At 65.8% G+C, this 16,408-nt stretch carries 15 protein-coding genes and 1 other RNA gene; 6 read left to right on the top strand and 10 right to left on the bottom strand.

Annotated features, from left to right (window positions below; genetic code table 11):
- The first annotated feature begins 7 nt into the window (after positions 1-7).
- Both U8330_RS02780 and U8330_RS02775 read left to right on the top strand, forming a co-directional pair.
- The gene (locus U8330_RS02780) at positions 8-1,306 is read left to right on the top strand and encodes an adenylosuccinate synthase (protein ID WP_323103634.1); all 1,299 of its coding nucleotides are present in this window, start codon (positions 8-10) and stop codon (positions 1,304-1,306) included.
- A gap of 66 nt (positions 1,307-1,372) precedes the next feature.
- Positions 1,373-4,231: a hypothetical protein gene (locus tag U8330_RS02775; protein ID WP_323103633.1), complete on the top strand. Its 2,859-nt coding sequence runs from the start codon at positions 1,373-1,375 to the stop codon at positions 4,229-4,231.
- Between the two features lie 63 nt (positions 4,232-4,294).
- Here the strand turns inward: U8330_RS02775 and ruvC are convergent, their stop codons facing one another.
- Positions 4,295-4,810, bottom strand: coding sequence for a crossover junction endodeoxyribonuclease RuvC (gene ruvC, locus U8330_RS02770; RefSeq protein WP_323103632.1), 516 nt, complete (start codon positions 4,808-4,810; stop codon positions 4,295-4,297).
- A 147-nt stretch (positions 4,811-4,957) separates the two neighbouring features.
- Here ruvC and U8330_RS02765 point away from each other — a divergent pair, with 147 nt between their 5' ends.
- A complete protein-coding gene (locus tag U8330_RS02765; RefSeq protein WP_323103631.1) occupies positions 4,958-5,974 on the top strand; it encodes an LLM class flavin-dependent oxidoreductase in 1,017 nt (338 codons plus the stop codon).
- A gap of 82 nt (positions 5,975-6,056) precedes the next feature.
- Here the strand turns inward: U8330_RS02765 and U8330_RS02760 are convergent, their stop codons facing one another.
- The 5 genes from U8330_RS02760 to U8330_RS02740 all read right to left on the bottom strand — a co-directional run bounded on the left by U8330_RS02760 (position 6,057) and on the right by U8330_RS02740 (position 9,962).
- Positions 6,057-6,803, bottom strand: a complete 747-nt coding sequence (locus tag U8330_RS02760) for a YebC/PmpR family DNA-binding transcriptional regulator (protein WP_323103630.1) — start codon at positions 6,801-6,803, stop codon at positions 6,057-6,059.
- A 120-nt stretch (positions 6,804-6,923) separates the two neighbouring features.
- Positions 6,924-7,769, bottom strand: a complete 846-nt coding sequence (locus U8330_RS02755; protein WP_416236805.1) for an MBL fold metallo-hydrolase — start codon at positions 7,767-7,769, stop codon at positions 6,924-6,926.
- 119 nt (positions 7,770-7,888) lie between these two features.
- On the bottom strand, positions 7,889-8,713 hold the full coding sequence (locus U8330_RS02750; RefSeq protein WP_323103629.1) for a TIGR00282 family metallophosphoesterase: 825 nt from the start codon (positions 8,711-8,713) through the stop codon (positions 7,889-7,891).
- Entirely contained in the window at positions 8,691-9,302 is a 612-nt protein-coding gene (locus tag U8330_RS02745) for a 5-formyltetrahydrofolate cyclo-ligase (protein ID WP_323107116.1), read from the bottom strand. The genes U8330_RS02750 and U8330_RS02745 overlap by 23 nt, the downstream gene beginning before the upstream one ends.
- Positions 9,303-9,374: 72 nt before the next feature.
- Positions 9,375-9,962: a hypothetical protein gene (locus U8330_RS02740; protein WP_323103628.1), complete on the bottom strand. Its 588-nt coding sequence runs from the start codon at positions 9,960-9,962 to the stop codon at positions 9,375-9,377.
- A gap of 165 nt (positions 9,963-10,127) precedes the next feature.
- Between U8330_RS02740 and U8330_RS02735 the strand changes: the two genes are divergently transcribed.
- The gene (locus U8330_RS02735) at positions 10,128-11,306 is read left to right on the top strand and encodes a polysaccharide pyruvyl transferase family protein (protein WP_323103627.1); all 1,179 of its coding nucleotides are present in this window, start codon (positions 10,128-10,130) and stop codon (positions 11,304-11,306) included.
- A gap of 138 nt (positions 11,307-11,444) precedes the next feature.
- The gene (locus U8330_RS02730; RefSeq protein WP_323103626.1) at positions 11,445-12,095 is read left to right on the top strand and encodes a hypothetical protein; all 651 of its coding nucleotides are present in this window, start codon (positions 11,445-11,447) and stop codon (positions 12,093-12,095) included.
- 25 nt (positions 12,096-12,120) lie between these two features.
- Here the strand turns inward: U8330_RS02730 and U8330_RS02725 are convergent, their stop codons facing one another.
- The 4 genes from U8330_RS02725 to U8330_RS02710 form a co-directional block, all read right to left on the bottom strand.
- A complete protein-coding gene (locus U8330_RS02725; protein WP_323103625.1) occupies positions 12,121-13,023 on the bottom strand; it encodes a glycosyltransferase family 8 protein in 903 nt (300 codons plus the stop codon).
- Between the two features lie 138 nt (positions 13,024-13,161).
- Positions 13,162-13,320, bottom strand: a non-coding RNA gene (gene ssrS / locus U8330_RS02720) — 6S RNA.
- Between the two features lie 57 nt (positions 13,321-13,377).
- Positions 13,378-13,770: a cell division protein ZapA gene (locus U8330_RS02715; RefSeq protein WP_323103624.1), complete on the bottom strand. Its 393-nt coding sequence runs from the start codon at positions 13,768-13,770 to the stop codon at positions 13,378-13,380.
- A gap of 52 nt (positions 13,771-13,822) precedes the next feature.
- The gene (locus U8330_RS02710) at positions 13,823-14,095 is read right to left on the bottom strand and encodes a DUF4164 domain-containing protein (RefSeq protein ID WP_323103623.1); all 273 of its coding nucleotides are present in this window, start codon (positions 14,093-14,095) and stop codon (positions 13,823-13,825) included.
- 318 nt (positions 14,096-14,413) lie between these two features.
- Between U8330_RS02710 and tkt the strand changes: the two genes are divergently transcribed.
- Positions 14,414-16,396, top strand: a complete 1,983-nt coding sequence (tkt, locus tag U8330_RS02705; protein ID WP_323103622.1) for a transketolase — start codon at positions 14,414-14,416, stop codon at positions 16,394-16,396.
- Positions 16,397-16,408 lie beyond the last annotated feature (12 nt).

Genomic DNA, 16,408 nt, shown 5'->3' with positions numbered 1-16,408 from the left:
TGGGTCTATGACGAATGTCGTGGTGGTCGGCTCGCAATGGGGCGACGAAGGCAAGGGCAAGATCGTCGATTGGCTTTCGGAGCGTGCCGATATCGTCGTGCGTTTCCAGGGCGGGCATAATGCCGGCCACACGCTGGTCATCGACGGTGTCAGCTACAAGCTGTCGCTGCTGCCCTCCGGCGTCGTTCGTCCGGGCAAGCTCGCCGTCATCGGCAATGGCGTCGTCATCGACCCGCATGCCCTGGTGGCGGAAATCGAGAAGCTCGACGGCCAGGGCGTGACCATTACGCCCGAGAATCTGCGGATCGCCGACAATGCGACCCTGATCCTGTCGCTGCATCGCGAGCTCGACGGCATCCGCGAGGATGCTGCTTCCAACAGCGGCACGAAGATCGGCACCACGCGGCGCGGCATCGGCCCGGCATATGAAGACAAGGTCGGCCGCCGTGCGATCCGCGTCATGGACCTCGCCGATCCGTCCACCCTGCCCGCCAAGGTCGACCGGCTGCTGACGCATCACAATGCACTGCGCCGCGGCCTGAACGAACCGGAAGTCAGCCACGCCGCCATCATGGACGAACTGACCTCGGTCGCCGCCCGCGTCCTGCCTTTCATGGATACGGTCTGGCTGCTGCTCGACCGCCAGCGCCGCCGCGGCGCGCGCATCCTGTTCGAAGGCGCGCAGGGCACGCTGCTCGACATCGACCACGGCACCTATCCTTTCGTCACCTCGTCCAACACGGTGGCCGGCCAGGCGGCTGCCGGATCCGGCATGGGTCCCGGCTCGCTCGGCTATGTGCTCGGCATCACGAAGGCCTACACGACCCGCGTCGGCGAAGGTCCCTTCCCGACCGAACTGAAGGACGAGATCGGCCAGTTCCTGGGCGAGCGCGGTCATGAATTCGGCACGGTCACCGGCCGCAAGCGCCGCTGTGGCTGGTTCGATGCTGCCCTGGTGCGCCAGTCGGTCGCCGCCAACGGCATCACCGGCATCGCGCTCACCAAGCTGGACGTTCTGGACGGCCTCGAAGAGCTGAAGATCTGCGTCGGGTACAAACTCGACGGCGTCGAGATCGACCATCTGCCGGCGAGCCAGGCGGCCCAGGCCCGGGTCGAGCCGGTCTATGTGACGCTCGAAGGCTGGAAGGAATCCACCGTCGGCGCACGCAGCTGGGCGGATCTTCCCGCCCAGGCGATCAAATATGTCCGGCAGGTCGAGGAACTGATCGGCGCGCCGGTCGCTCTTCTCTCCACGAGCCCCGAACGGGACGACACCATACTTGTGACGGACCCCTTTGAGGACTAGTTTGTAGGATCAAGGACTTGGAGACGGCCGCCCCGGCCTCTCCTTCCGCGTTTCAAGAGAGTGTACATGGCGGATTTTGTAGCAGTCATTCGCAGGACCGTTGACGGGCTGTCCGACAACAGCCCGGACATGCGTGCGAAGGTCTACGAGAAGGCGCGCGGCGCCGTCCGCCGTCAGCTGGAAGGCATGAAGCCGCGTCCCTCGGACGACATGATCGACCGGCAGATGGCCAAGCTCGAGGCGGCGATCGGCGAGGTGGAATCCGCCCATGCCGCTCCCGAAGAGCCGGATGTCTTCGACGACACCCCCGCGGCGACCGACTTCGAGCAGCCTCCGGTTCCCTATGATGTGTCCTCCGCCGAGCAGCGCGATCTGCCCGCGACGACGCATGCGCCGGAACCCGAAGCAGACACCGAACCCCACGAAGAGCCGCACGCCGAGCCGGCACCGCGCGAGCTTCCGCCCGCACCCGTGATCCTGCCGGTTGCCGTGGCGCCCGAGCCCGTCGCGCCGGAACCCAGCGAACCGCAAAGTTGGGACGAACCGCCCGCCTGGGCCGAGACACCGGCCGAGGACGAGCCCGCCCAGAACGGCTGGCCGGAGGTGGAAGCGGTCGAGAATCGCTCTCCAACCGCGCCCTATGACGATCGCGCCTCCGACGCATCCGCGGAAGAGCACCCGCCGGTTGAAGCCTACGACCCGATTGTGGCTCCCACGCCGCATGGCGACGAGACCTATTGGGAAGAGCCGCGCCAGGAAGAGTCCCCCGAGGAAGAGCTCAGAGAGGAAGAGTTCCGAGAAGTTAGGCCGCACGAAACCGCCAGCAATGCAGCGCTGGCAGCCGGCACAGTGGCCGTTCCTGTCGCTCTTGCCGCGCATGACCCGAACGACGAGCCCGTCAGGGATACGGACGCCCCGTCGCCGATGGTTCATGAGGACCAGTCGGCGGACAATCCTGTCGATCCGGCGCCGACCCCGGTTGAAGCCGAGGTCTACGACGAAAACGATGCGGAGGCGCTGCCGGCCGAAGAGGACGACCATTGGGCGCGTGAAGAGCAGACGCCTTCGCCTGCCTTTGACCATGCCGATCCCGTTGCCGATGCCGAGCCCGTCGTGGCAATGCCATCCGCGTCCTATGATCTCGACGACCATATTCGCGCGCCCGTTTCCCAGCCGGTGGATGTCCCGATGGCGCGTGACGAACCGGCCGCCATGCCGTCTGCCGAGTGGGAATTGCCCGAATGGCAGGATTCCGCCCCCGGAGATTCGCGCGCCGTCGAACCGCATCCGGTCGTCACGGCGCATGTGGAGCAGCCCTGGACGCAGCCTGTCGACGAGGACGCGATCCTCGACGAATTCGAGGCACTGGCCGGTTCCGGCGTCACCGCTACGCCTGTTGTTGCCCCGCCTGCAGCCGACGCCATCGACGCGCGCTCCCACGAGCCCGTTTCGCCGGTCGAGATCGATCCCCTGGACCTGCCGCCGGTTTCCGGTGGTGTGACGCCGGACGGCGAGCCTGCCTCCAGCTGGTCGCTGGACGAGGCCGACCCGTTCCACCAGCCGACCCGCGAAGCCGGTGACGCCAGCGCCGACAGCGCGATTTCCGACTGGTCCTGGCCGGTGGATCGAAGCGCCGTCACTTCAGCTCCGGTCGAGGAAACCGAAGACAGCCGCCGCGAGAGCTGGGACGAGATCGACGCCCTGCTCGGCGCCGGAGCGGCCGGAACGGCCGCCGGCGCCGCGGCCGGCGCCTATGAAAGCCCGGCAGCGTCTGCCGAACCGGCGCCCATGGCCCGTCCCGCATCTTATCGCGCCGAGCCGAAGAAATCCGCCTTCAGCGTCAAGCGGATCCTGACGACGGTCGTGCTGCTGCTGCTTCTCGGCGGCGGCGGCTATGCCTATTGGATGAATCGCGACACGATGAACGGCTGGATCGCCGAGCTGGTCGCCTCCGTCAATACACCGCCGCCCCAGCAAACGGTGAACGGCACCAATTCAAACGGCACATCCACCACGGCTGCAAGCGGCGGCGGCAGCACGACGCCTGCGACCGAGGTGGCCTCGGCAACACCGAGCAACAAGTTTACCCAGCGGCTTCAGCCGGACGGCACCGAAGTGGATGAAGGCCCGGCCCAGGTGGCCGGCAGCGCGCCTCAGAACGAGGAAGGCAAGTCCGTCGCCGCGCAGACGGAAGCAAGCCGCCCGACCGAGACAGCCGATGCCGGCGCCACAGCGGCACCGGAGGCCACCACCACGGATGCGCCGGCCGCCGATGCCGGGGCAACACCGCCGGTGACGACGGCGCCTGCTGCCGATACGACCGCGCAGACCGCGCCGCCGGATCAGACGACGACGCAGATGCCGGCCGGCGCGCAGAAGATGTTCCTCTACGAGGAGCGGCTGGGCCAGACAGCGCCGACCGCGATCGAGGGCGGGGTTGCCTGGTCCTTGAAGGAGGAAGCCCCCTCCGAGGGCCAGCGGCCGGAGCCAGTCATCCAGGCGCAGATCAGCGTGCCGGATCGTGGCCTGACCGCGCTGATGACGATCAAGCGCAACGCCGACAGCTCGCTGCCGGCCAGCCACACGATCGAATTCGTCTTTTCCCTGCCGGAAAACTTCGAAGGCGGCAGCATCGACAGCGTGCAGCGCGTGGCCATGAAGCGCACCGAGCAGGACCGCGGCGATCCGCTGATCGCCGTGCCCGCGAAGATCACCGACGATTTCTACATGATCGCGCTGAACGACTTCCCGGAAGCGGTGACGACCAATCTCGATCTCCTGCGCACCCGCAACTGGATCGATATTCCACTGACCTACCGCAACGGCCGCCGGGCGCTGCTGACGCTTGAAAAGGGTCCGGCCGGCAGCGACGCCTTCGACAAGGCGCTCGCCAGTTGGGGCACTGCCCGACCGGCCGGCCAGTAAAGCCGCAGACGAGCCGCGCGCGGAAAATCCCTTCCGCGCCGGCTGGCACAGGTTCATTTCTGATCAGGCAAGCATCGCCGCGATTCGGCCCTTGAGGCTCTGGCGGTTGTGGGCATGGCAGATGGCAATGGCCAAGGCGTCGGCCGCATCATTGCCCTTGAAGGTCGCCTTCGGCATCAGCACCTTCAGCATCATGTGGATCTGCTGCTTCTCGCCGTGTCCGACGCCGATCACTGCCTTCTTCACCGCATTCGGCGCATATTCGGCGACCGGCAGGCCGGCGCGGGCCGGCACCAGCATGGCGATACCACGCGCCTGACCGAGCTTCAGCGTTGCCACGGCATCCTTGTTGACGAAGGTCTGCTCTACGGCCGCCTCGTCGGGCTGGAAGGCATGCACCACCTCCGCGAGACCGTCATGCAGTTGGCAAAGCCGGGACGCGAGATCCATGTCGCCATCGGAGGTAACCGTTCCGGAATCGACGAAGCGCAGCGAATTGCCGAGCGATTCCACGATGCCCCAGCCGGTGCGGCGGAGGCCCGGATCGATGCCGATGATGCGAATCGCTGCGGTCTGCATATGTCACTCCTAGTCAGGATGGCCGAACGCTGCCAGTAAAATGTGAACAAAGGGGAAACACCACCACGCGGCGAAACCTTCCTCTTTAATTCCGCTTTTGGCGCGCCTACATGAACGGGACTGCAGGTCAGACCGAAGGCACGTCCCATGATCCCCTTTTCCCTTCTCGATCTCTCGCCGGTCACCGAAGGCAGCAGCATCGGCGATGCGCTGAACAATTCGCGCCGGCTGGCGCAGGAGGCCGAGGCCCACGACTATAAGCGTGTCTGGCTGGCCGAGCACCATGGCATGATCGGCATTGCCAGCGCCGCGACCGCGCTGGTCATCTCCCACGTCGCGGCCGGCACGAAGAGCATCCGCGTCGGCTCCGGCGGCATCATGCTGCCCAATCATTCGCCGCTGGTCATTGCGGAGCAATTCGGCACGCTCGAGGCGCTTTACCCAGGCCGGATCGATCTTGGGCTTGGGCGCGCGCCCGGCACCGACATGCGCACCGCGCAGGCGCTTCGCCGTAATCTCGAAGGGAGCGGCAACGACTTCCCGAACGACGTGGTGGAACTGCAGGCGCTGCTCGGCCCGGCCCAGCCCGGCCAGATCGTGGCAACGCCGGGGGCCGATGCGCAAGTTCCGATCTGGCTGCTCGGCTCCAGCCATTACAGCGCGCAGCTGGCCGGCATGCTGGGCCTGCCCTTTGCCTTCGCGTCGCATTTCGCGCCGGACATGCTGTTTTCCGCGCTGGAGATCTACCGCGAGCGCTTCGAGCCATCGGCCGTTCTCGACAAGCCCTATGCCATGGTCGGCATCATGGGGGTCGGAGCGGAAACGGACGATGAGGCTGCTCACCTCTTCACCTCCATGCAGCAATCCTTCTTGGCCTTGCGGCGCAATGCGCGCGGCAAGTTCCCCGCCCCGGTCGACAGCATGGAGTCACGGTGGAATGCGGCGGAGAAGGCGTTCGTCGACCACGCCATGACCTATGCGGTCGTCGGCGGCCCGGACACGCTAAAGCGCAAGCTCGGCGCCTTCCTAAAGCAAACCCAGGCCGACGAGCTGATCGTCTCCATGCCGATCTTCGATATGGAGGCGCGCTTGGCCTCGGTTCGCCATTTTGCTGCGGCACGCGACGCGCTGGCCGGCGACGCGAGCGCCAGCCGCGCGGCGTAAGGCCCAGAACTTTGTCGGTAAAAAAAGAGCGCGCCCCGGTCTGCCGGTGGCGCGCTCTTTGCAGTTCGGAATGGTCGGTCGCTCAGGCCGAAAGCTTGGCGAGCACTTCGTCCGACACTTCGAAATTGGCGTAGACGGTCTGGACGTCGTCATCGTCTTCCAGCGTCTCGATGAGCTTCATCAGCGATTCCGCCCGCTCTTCGTCGACGGGGATCGTGTTCTGCGGCTTCCAGATGGCTTTCACCGTTTCTGCCTCACCGAGCGTGGCCTCCAGCGCCTTGGACACCTCGCCGATATCCTCGAAGCCGCAGATGATGGTGTGGCCGTCCTCGTCGCTGGTCACATCGTCCGCACCGGCTTCGATGGCCGCTTCCATCACCGCATCCGGGCTGCCCACGGAGGCCTTGTAGGTGATTTCGCCGACGCGATCGAAGGAGAAGGAGACCGAACCGGTTTCACCCAGCGCCCCGCCGCCCTTGGTGAAGGTGGAGCGGACCGAGGAGGCGGTACGGTTGCGGTTGTCGGTCAGGGCCTCGACGATGACGGCGACGCCGCCAGGGCCGTAGCCTTCGTAGCGGACTTCGTCATAGCTTTCGCCATCGGCGCCCGATGCCTTCTTGATGGCGCGCTCGATATTGTCCTTCGGCATGGACTGGGCCTTGGCGTTCTGGATCGCCAGGCGCAAACGGGCGTTCATGCTGGGGTCGGGCAAGCCGGCCTTGGCGGCAACGGTGATTTCGCGCGCGAGCTTGGAAAACATCTTGGAGCGCACGGCGTCCTGGCGCCCCTTGCGGTGCATGATGTTCTTGAACTGTGAATGGCCGGCCATGGCGCCCTCTTGCGGTCGTCTTATCGGGTTTTCGGGATGCCGGGCCTTATATGGCGCGCGGCGCCATCCGTCCAGCCGCGCGCGCCCGGTTTTTGCTGCGAAGACTGCGCCTGCGCGCCCTCACATGCCCTGGAGAACGACGATCTGCGGCTTGCTTGGCAGGCTGTTCAGCGAGACGGTGATACTCGGGCTATCGGCGAAGCGGCGGTCGAAGCCGGGGCCGAACAGGTCGAGAAAGCGGGCGACCTGGGGGCCGGGCCGATGCATGGGCAGGATGATCGCCGAACGCAGACGCTCAACCACCCGCACCATGCTTGCCGCGCCCATGGTCAGGCCGCCATCGACCGGCACCATCAGCACGTCCAGCCGGCCGATCTCGGCATAGTCGCTGTCGTCGAGCTCGTGATGGAGGTGGCCGAGATGGCCGATGCACAGGCCCGCCACCTCGAAGATGAAGATCGAATTGCCATCCGGCTCCATCGCGCCATAGCCGGAGCGGATGTCCGTCGTGACATTGCGGATATAGGCGTCGCCGACCACCACATCATGATCGGCGGGCTGGCCCTCCTCGCCCCAGCCGTGCAGCACCGTCTTGATCTCCGGCCCGGGCGTCAGCGTGTAATGCGTCGAATGCGCCTTGTTCATCGTCACCACGTCCGGCGTGCGCGGCGGGCGGTGGTAGCCCGAGTAATCCGTGGCGATGGAGATCCCACCCGGCGTTTCGATATGGAAGGTGGAGTGGCCGAGAAGAGTGAGGCGGACGGTCCCCTCTTGCGTGGCAGCGATGCGGACGGGCGGGGTCGAGGGCCCGGGACTGTAGCGGGCGAACATGACGTTTGGCAGCGCTTCGGCGATCGCCTGGCACTGGCTGACGGCCGATGCCGGCTGCGCCGCGGCCGGGCGCGCGAGGGCCAGGAGGGCGAGCGGAAGGAGAAGACACAGGTAGACGGCATTTCGCGGCATCATGCACCTCACCCACTCTGTCAGCGGGGCAGAGGATAGACCCGCTTCAGAATGGGTAAAGCCATGGAGAGCCGGCCCCGCGTCACAATCGCGTCATTGCAGCCGGTGGGAGCCGCTGGCCGTCACGCCCAGAAGGGCGGGATCGTTTCGCCGAGCCGCGGGCCGATGCGCAGAGGAGCCACGGCTTCGGCGAGGCCGGTGCGGTCGGAAATCTCGACGCCCACGCCACAGAGCGTCGCCGGGCCGGACGCCGCTTCGAAGCGGCCTTTCGGCATCTTGGAAATGAAGCGGTTCAGCGGCTCTTCCTTGTCCATGCCAAGCGAACTGTCGTAATCGCCGCACATGCCGGCATCGGAGAGATAGGCGGTGCCGCCGTTCAGGATCTGGTGATCGGCAGTCGGCACATGGGTATGCGTGCCGACGACGAGGCTGGCGCGCCCATCGACGAAATGGCCGAAACACTGCTTCTCGCTGGTCGCCTCGGCGTGGAAGTCGAAGACGATCGCATCTGCCTGCTCCTTCAGCGGACAGGCCGAAAGAATAGCCTCGGCCGATTTGAAGGGATCGTCGAGTTCGGGATGCATGAAGACCCGGCCCATGATGTTGGCGACGAGCACGCGGGCCCCGTTGCGGGCAAAATAAAGCCCGGAGCCGCGCCCCGGCGTGCCGGAGGGATAGTTCGCCGGCCGCAGAAACTGGTCATGGCGCTCGCAGAACACCACGGCCTCCTTCTGGTCCCAGACATGGTTGCCCGTCGTCACCACATCGGCGCCGGCATTGATGGTTTCGAGGAAGATCTCCTCCGTGATGCCGAAGCCGCCGGCGGCGTTCTCGCCATTGACGATGACGAAGTCCAGCTTCAGATCGGAAACAAGGCTCGGCAGCTTTTCCCAGACCGTCGTGCGGCCGGTCTTGCCCACCATGTCACCGAGGAACAAAAGTCTCATATCGTATCGATCCCGCTTCCATTATCCGCAGCCCGTGCTCGGTCAGGATGGCGTCGAGCGGAATGTCATGCGGTTCAAAGGGTACTGATGCCACTTCCTGGCAGGCAAAGGCAATCCCGATCAGCCGCGGACGACGCCCGAGCGCCATGAGCCGGGCGATCGCGCGGTCGTAATGCCCCGCGCCATAGCCGATGCGCTGGCCGGACGCATCGAAGGCGGAAAGCGGAACGAGAAGAATGTCCGGTTCGAGAACCGCCGCCTGCGCATCCGGACCCAGGGTGCCGAAGCCGGTCTTGACCAGCGCCGCGCCCTGCAGAAACTCGCGGAAGACGATGGTTTCGCGGTCGAGCACCACAGGCAGGCAAAGCCGCGCGCCGCGGGTCCGCAACCGCTCCATCAGCGGGCGGATATCGGCCTCCGAGCGGATCGGCCAGAAGCCGGCCACCACCGCGCCCTTGACATGGTCGAGCGTATCGCCGGCATGGGCCAGCATGGCCTCGCTCGCCAAGGCGCGCGCCTCCGGCGTCAGCCGATCGCGTGCCGCAAGCCGCTCCGCCCGGATCGCCGCCTTCGTCTCCTTCGCCGTCAGCATGGCTCAGATCCCCGTTCTCCCTTCGGCATAAGAGCGCTGCAAGCTCGTGTCCAGCAGCCTCTGCCGACCTTACCCATGGATGAAGACCCGTCCCGTTTCGGCGAGCGACAGGGCAAAGGCGCGTTCGGCATCCCAATCATGCGGGCCGCGGTTTTCCCGCTTGCGGTAGAAGGTGGTGCTGGCCTTGAAGTCGAAGCCGAAGAGGTGGATCTCGCCCTCCGTCAGCGTAAAGAGCATGTGCAGCGCCTTCGCCCCGACGGAGGATGGCGCGCCGAGCTGCGCATCGAGCGCGGCGACCATGGAGAGCGGATAGAAAGCCTGGCCGGCCCGGGTTGCCGTCTCCCGCTCCATCTTGCTCATCCAGATGGAGAAGGCATCGTCCAGGCTGCGGCGCTTCCAGCGCACGCGCCAGCCGGCCCGGCGCAGGTTGTCCTCCAGGCTCGAGCGTGTGCTGAAGCAATGGATATCGGTGCGGCGCCCCTGCGCGGCGGGGCGGATCGGCACGCCGGAATTCAGCCGCACGACGCATCCGGCATCGATCTGCGGCCCAAGCCGGCCATCCAGCAGCGAGCGCGCATTGCCGACGAGCGAGATCGTCCGGCCGGCCACAGCCCTTGTCAGGGCCTGGCCCAGTGCGCGCTCCTCGTCTTGGCTCATCCTTGCCCCTCGCTCGGCGCCTCGCCGCCATCAACCGCAGCAGATATAGTTTTCACTTACTAAATCTTTGACTGACCTGTATAGGCGCGCGGACCGGCAGAGTGTCAGGATTGGCTTTCATCAAGCCAGCCCCGCCTCCGCCTTCCGCGATCAATCAGGGCAGCCATGGCCAACCGACACGCCATCCTCTTTGCCAATCTCAAGGGCAATCTCGGCGACTTCGCGATCCTGCAATCCATGCTGGCCGATATTCAGGCGCGCGATCCAGGCGCATCGATCGACGTCTATTCGCAGCCCTTCGTTGCGGTGGACGAGGCAAGGACCAAGGCCTTCTTCGCCGCCGCGCCGGCCTGCAAATATCAAGGCACGACGGTGAAGGCGCTGGCCACCACCGGGCCTCGACGCATCCGCCTGCTGCGCGCGCTCGGCCTGCTGCGGGCCTACGAGGAGCGGCGGATCGTGCGGCATGCGGCGGAGCTGAAGGCTGCCATGGCGGCGCAGCTTTCCGGCTACCACACCGTGTTCATTGCCGGCGGCGCGCAATGGACCGGGGTCGATGCCGGCGTCTCGATGTTTGCCGATCTGCGCGCTGTCACCGATCTCGGCGTCAAGGTTCAAACCTATCCCTTTTCCGTCTCGTCCTCTCTGTTCAAGCTCAACACCAAAGCCCGTCTGGCGCAGGACTTCAAGCGGATCGCCCCGCCGCGGATCGCGCGGGATTCGCAGACGCATCGCATGCTGGAGGAGATCGGCGTCCCGATGGTGCTCGGCGCCGATTGCGTCTTCGCTCTCGGACCGCCGCCCGGCAGCGTGGCGAAGCAGGGCGGCCAGTCCGGCCGGTTGCTCTTCATCACCACCAAGCAGAGCCGGGCCCAGCTGGAGCCGGCACTGCATGCCGCACTCCGCGAAGGGTTCAAGCCCGTTCTGCTGACCACCTGCGCGGATGAGGATGCCGCGGTGCAGGCACCGCTTGCAAAGGCGCTCGGCATCTCCTTCCTTGCTCCGCTGACCTGGCAGGAGGCTGTTGCCGAGATCGAGGCCAGCGAGCTCGTCGTGACCAACCGCCTGCACGGGCTGATCCTCTCTTCCTTCGCCCCAAAGCCGGTGATACCGTTGACGGACAGGCCCAAGGTCAAGGCCGTGACCCGCGATGCCGCCCTGCCGGTCAGCATCGACAGCCTCGACCGGTTGACGGCAGAAACCCTGACCAGGGCCCGCGCCGACGCCAAGGACATGGTCACGGCGCTCGGCCGATACCGGGCGGCAGCGCTGCAGACCACGTGGAGCCCCTTCGGACCAGGTGCGCAGGCCGCGGCAGACGCAGCATCCGGCACGGGAGAGTAACCAATCGCTTCCCTTCTTACCCGGTTCGGACGCAGCCTCGATCTCGCGCAGCGGCGCCTGCGGTTCCGGATCGGCGACTCGCGCTTCAATCCCCGTCGCGTTCCGACGCTGGAGCCTTCCCGCTTCAAGGGTCAACGCGTGATCATCATCGGCCCGGCGGCCACCGTGGTCGAGGATCTGGAGGGGGTCGATGTCGATAAGTTCGATGTCATCGTCCGGCTCAACAACGCCATTCCCGCCGCGCTGGCTGCGCCGCAGGTGCTCGGCGGGCGGACCGATATCCTGTTCCACAATCTGAACGAGACCGGACCGCGCCCGGCCGGCGCGATCCCGCCATCGCTTCTGCGCCAGGCGGGCGTGAAGATCTGCGTCTACCCGCATTGGGGCTGGCAGGGGAACAAGCGGGCGCTCATGAGCAAGCGCCGCGCCCTCGCTCTCGTGCCGGAGGTGCGCCTCGAAGTGCCGCCGGCACGCTTCTATGAACGGCTGCGGCGGGATCTCGACGGGCTGAAGCCGACGATCGGACTGGTGGCGATCGCCTATTTCCTCGCATGCCCGCTGCGCGAGCTGCAGATCCACGGTTTTACCTTTTTCCAGACCCGCTATCTGCCCGGCTACAACGACCAGGTCACGACCGACGAGGAGGCGAAGCGCTGGGTCGCCGCCTCGGAGCGTCATGATCCGGTGCGCGAGCGCCGGCTGGTGCAGGAGCGGCTGCGCGCGGCGCAGGCGGCGGGGTTGACCGTGACGCTCGGCCGCCATGTGGAAACCCATCTGACCGCGCCTTGAGTGTTCTCCCCGACCTGATGATGAGTCAAAGATCCCGGATCTCGGGAATATCCCGCTCGCAGGCCGCCATCAGCCGCCGATAGCGCAGCACCTGCAGCCCACCCTTGCGAAGCGTCGAGATGCGAAGGCGCTGCCAGGGCTTGTTCGGCCCGTGAAAATGCAGGATGCGCGGTGACGGGACCGCGCCGGCCACCGGCAGGCCAGCCATGTCGCGCCGCTGTCGTGCGAGGCGCCCCCAAGAGCAGTTCCAGGCCGGATCGAGCAGCGTGATGCGGCCGCTGAAGACGACGTTGATACGGTCCTGATCGACGGTCGGGTAGCCCTGCGCCGCCTTCATGTCTTCCATGGCCGCCTGCAGCGCAGGCTCGGCGCGGATCGCATCGCACTCCATCAGCAGCACACCCGAATTGATGTAGTCGTCGAGCGAGGCCGAGCCGCCGAGGAGCGCTGCCTGGCGAGCAAGTTTCTCTTCAGCCCGAAGCGCGCGCCAGCGCATGACCGCGAAATCGCGCACGCCGGCGATCTGCCGGCCCCGCAAGTCGAGATCGGCCAGCGATGCGAGGTCGCCCGCCACCATCGTGTCGCCATCGACATAAAGCACGCGACCTCCGGTGATGCGCGGCAGGAACATGCGGCCGAGGGCGGTGGGGGTGATGAAGCTTTTCGGGCTGGTCGCCTCACGCAGCCAGTCCTGCGGCATGGCGAAGACCTCGACCCGATGCTCCGAAAATCTCGCCCCGAGCCGCGACACTGCCGCCTCCATTGCCGGGCTCAACCCCACGCCGACGAAGAGCAGGCGCAAAGGTTCCGCGGCGTGCAGAAGCGCGGAATAGGCGGAGATGAGGCTGGGGCGGAAGAGCCCGGCATCGGTCACATAGGCAAGCGTCAGCCTTGCTGATCCCCCGGACTGCCGTTCACCCTTCTCCATGCCGCGCTCCTCGCCTTTTGCGCCACTCAAAAAGGCGCGCATCGTTGGTGTTGGCTAGCAGAGACGACGCCGCACGGCCAGCGCCGAGGCGGAATTGGCAGCGGGCACGCAGCAACCAGGCGAGACGAAGGGAGGGAAGTGCGATCCACGACGACCGATGGAGATTTACGATCCTGGGTGCCTACAAACGTAGGTGGGCGCCATATGTCCAGGCCCACGAGCCTGGTCAGGGACAGCTCCCGTTGGATCGAGTATGGCCCCAGGGATTGTGGTTCCTGTCGGGAAGCGCAGACCGCATTCTCAATATAGAGGCGAACGCCTCGTCCCGCCAGTGGGCATCACGCGATTTGCCGGTCACTCCGCCGGCGTCTGGTCGCGCGCGGCAGCGGGACGGCCGGAGATGCGGGCGGCGATGCCGTGGATCTGCTGCGTCACCTCGGTGAGCGCGGCGGCCAGTGCCTCTTCGCTGCGCTGTGTGTCGCTCAGCTGGCTGTCGCGCGCACGCTTCAGCCCGTCCATTTCCGCTTCCAGTGCCTGCAGCCTGCGGGAGACTTCGGAGAGTTCGTCGGTCACCATGATCGCAGCCATAACCGTAATCCTGAGATCACCAATTTCGCCGAACTGCTGCTTGAGATGGCTGACATATCGGTCGAAGCGGCCGGCGAGCTCGGTCAGGTGATCCTCTTGGCCTTCCTCGCATGCCATGCGATAGGCCTTGCCGTCGATCGTCACCGTGACTTGCGCCATTCAACCCTGCCTGCTCCCCCTGCCGGGGGCCTTGTCCAGTTTACGCCGACACTTACCGATCAAGCACCGCGCGGATCGTTTCCATCGCGGTCACGAGGCGGCGCGAGACCTCGCGGTTCACCTCTTCGAGACGGTTCGCCCGGAACTGCGACTGATCGAGCTCCTGGGCAAGCCGTGCGCGGTCCGTGTTCACCCGACGAACCTCGCCCTCGATCTCGGCGCGGTCGCGCTCCCGGTCGAACCGGCCGTCGATCACGCTTTCGAGGCTCGAAACAGCCCCCTTGAGCTCGTCGATCGCCGCCCTGACTGTCTTGCCTGCCGCCATTTGCCTGCTTCCGATCGCAAGAGAAAGGATCGATCCGAGGTTCGCGACATGCGTGCGGCCGAATTGGCCGGTTGCGCATTCGCATAGGAAAGTCGATCTCATTCTTAGACCCATCTTCCCGACCAGCACAACGCTCAGCCGCCCGCTTCTGCGCGGAAGCTGTGGATCATGCTTCGTTTTCCTGCCGTGAACCCCATGCCGCCAAGGGGTCGAATTTGTTGACTCCACCGGGCGAGGTGGTATGTCTCACCCGCTTCTGATGCGGTCTTTGGAGGATAGAGACCGTTCCCTGTCTCACCAACGCTTAGCGGAACAGTCATGATCTCTAATCAGCAGAACGACCGGATGGCGAATGCGATCCGTTTCCTCTCCATGGACGCCGTGGAAAAGGCCAATTCCGGCCATCCCGGCCTGCCCATGGGCGCGGCCGACATCGCCACCGTGCTCTTCAGCAAATATCTGAAGTTCGATCCGAAGAACCCCCATTGGCCGGACCGCGACCGCTTCGTGCTCTCCGCCGGCCACGGCTCCATGCTGCTCTACGCGCTGCTCTATCTGACCGGCTATGAGGACATGAGCATCGAGGACATCAAGCAGTTCCGCCAGCTCGGCTCCAAGACCGCCGGCCATCCGGAATATGGCCACGCCACGGGCATCGAGACCACGACCGGCCCGCTTGGCCAGGGCATTGCCAATGCCGTCGGCATGGCGATCGCCGAGCGTAAGCTCTCGGAAGAATTCGGCAGCGATCTGCAGGACCACCACACCTATGTTCTGTGCGGTGACGGCTGCCTTATGGAAGGCATCAGCCACGAAGCCATCGCGCTCGCCGGGCATCTGAAGCTCAACAAGCTGGTTCTGTTCTGGGACAATAACTCGATCACCATCGACGGTGCGGTTTCCCTTTCGGACTCGACCGACCAGATCGCCCGCTTCAAGGCGGTGCACTGGAACACGATCGAAGTCGACGGCCACGACCAGCAGGCGATCGCCGAAGCGATCGAAGCCGCGCACACGTCCGATCGCCCGACCTTCATCGCCTGCAAGACGGTGATCGGTTTCGGCGCGCCGAACAAGGCCGGCACGCACAAGGTCCACGGCTCGCCGCTTGGCGCCGAGGAGATCGCCGCGACCCGCAAGGCGCTGAACTGGGAAGGCAACGCTTTCGAAACGCCGGCCGACGTTCTTGATGCCTGGCGCTCTGCCGGCGAACGCTCGGTCCAGGCCCGCAAGGCCTGGGAAGCCCGCCTTGCCGCCGCCGACGAGGCGAAGAAGGCCGAGTTCACCCGCCGCTTCGCCGGCGCCCTTCCGGCCGACTTCGACGCCTCGATCGACGCCTACAAGAAGAAGCTCGCCGAAAACCCGCCGACGGTCGCCACCCGCAAGGCGTCGGAAGATGCGCTGGAAGTCATCAATGGCGTCGTTTCCGAAACGCTGGGCGGCTCGGCCGACCTGACGCCGTCGAACAACACCAAGACCAGCCAGATGAAGTCGATCACGCCGACCGATTTCTCCGGCCGCTACATGCATTGGGGCATCCGCGAACACGGCATGGCCGCAGCCATGAACGGCGTGGCGCTGCATGGCGGCCTCATCCCCTATTCCGGCGGCTTCATGATCTTCTCGGACTATTGCCGTCCGTCGATCCGCCTTGCCGCGCTGATGGGGATCCGCGTCGTCCATGTTCTCACGCATGATTCGATCGGCGTCGGCGAAGACGGCCCGACCCACGAGCCGGTCGAGCATCTGGCCGCCCTGCGCGCCATTCCGAACCTCCTGATCTTCCGTCCGGCCGATGCGGTCGAAACGGCGGAATGCTGGCAGCTGGCGCTGCATGAGGAGAAGCGTCCCTCCGGCCTGGCGCTGACCCGCCAGAACCTTGCGCCCTCGCGCACGACCTATGTGGCGGAGAACCTCTGCGCCAAGGGTGCCTATGAGCTGATCGCGGCCGACGATGCCAAGGTGTCGATCTTCGCCTCCGGCTCGGAAGTCGAGCTGGCGGTCAAGGCTGCAAGCGATCTGAAGGCCAAGGGCATTGCCGCCCGGGTCGTCTCCGTTCCCTGCTTCGAACTGTTCGAAGAGCAGGCGGAGGATTACCAGGCCTCCGTCGTCGGCACGGCTCCGGTCAAGATCGCCATCGAAGCCGCCGTTCGCCAGGGCTGGGATCGCTTCATCGATGCCAAGGGCACCTTCATCGGCATGCACTCCTTCGGTGCCTCCGGCCCGGCCAAGGAGCTCTTCAAGCACTTCGGCATCACCTCGGACGCCATCGTGGCCGCGGCGGAAGCCGAACTGGCCTGACACCCTGCAGTC

It is taken from the genome of Rhizobium sp. CC-YZS058 (assembly GCF_034720595.1).
In the GTDB taxonomy this organism is placed as follows: domain Bacteria; phylum Pseudomonadota; class Alphaproteobacteria; order Rhizobiales; family Rhizobiaceae; genus Ferranicluibacter.
The sequence above is the reverse complement of the archived record's forward strand: the minus strand, read 5'-3'. Positions and strand labels throughout refer to the sequence as shown.

Bases quoted from the DNA above. Each gene is read 5' to 3' on its own strand.
- U8330_RS02780 (WP_323103634.1), top strand. From the start codon at position 8: ATGACGAATGTCGTGGTGGTCGGCTCGCAATGGGGCGACGAAGGCAAG.
- U8330_RS02775 (WP_323103633.1), top strand. From the start codon at position 1,373: ATGGCGGATTTTGTAGCAGTCATTCGCAGGACCGTTGACGGGCTGTCC.
- ruvC (WP_323103632.1), bottom strand. From the start codon at position 4,810: ATGCAGACCGCAGCGATTCGCATCATCGGCATCGATCCGGGCCTCCGC.
- U8330_RS02765 (WP_323103631.1), top strand. From the start codon at position 4,958: ATGATCCCCTTTTCCCTTCTCGATCTCTCGCCGGTCACCGAAGGCAGC.
- U8330_RS02760 (WP_323103630.1), bottom strand. From the start codon at position 6,803: ATGGCCGGCCATTCACAGTTCAAGAACATCATGCACCGCAAGGGGCGC.
- U8330_RS02755 (WP_416236805.1), bottom strand. From the start codon at position 7,769: ATGATGCCGCGAAATGCCGTCTACCTGTGTCTTCTCCTTCCGCTCGCC.
- U8330_RS02750 (WP_323103629.1), bottom strand. From the start codon at position 8,713: ATGAGACTTTTGTTCCTCGGTGACATGGTGGGCAAGACCGGCCGCACG.
- U8330_RS02740 (WP_323103628.1), bottom strand. From the start codon at position 9,962: ATGAGCCAAGACGAGGAGCGCGCACTGGGCCAGGCCCTGACAAGGGCT.
- U8330_RS02735 (WP_323103627.1), top strand. From the start codon at position 10,128: ATGGCCAACCGACACGCCATCCTCTTTGCCAATCTCAAGGGCAATCTC.
- U8330_RS02725 (WP_323103625.1), bottom strand. From the start codon at position 13,023: ATGGAGAAGGGTGAACGGCAGTCCGGGGGATCAGCAAGGCTGACGCTT.
- U8330_RS02715 (WP_323103624.1), bottom strand. From the start codon at position 13,770: ATGGCGCAAGTCACGGTGACGATCGACGGCAAGGCCTATCGCATGGCA.
- U8330_RS02710 (WP_323103623.1), bottom strand. From the start codon at position 14,095: ATGGCGGCAGGCAAGACAGTCAGGGCGGCGATCGACGAGCTCAAGGGG.
- tkt (WP_323103622.1), top strand. From the start codon at position 14,414: ATGATCTCTAATCAGCAGAACGACCGGATGGCGAATGCGATCCGTTTC.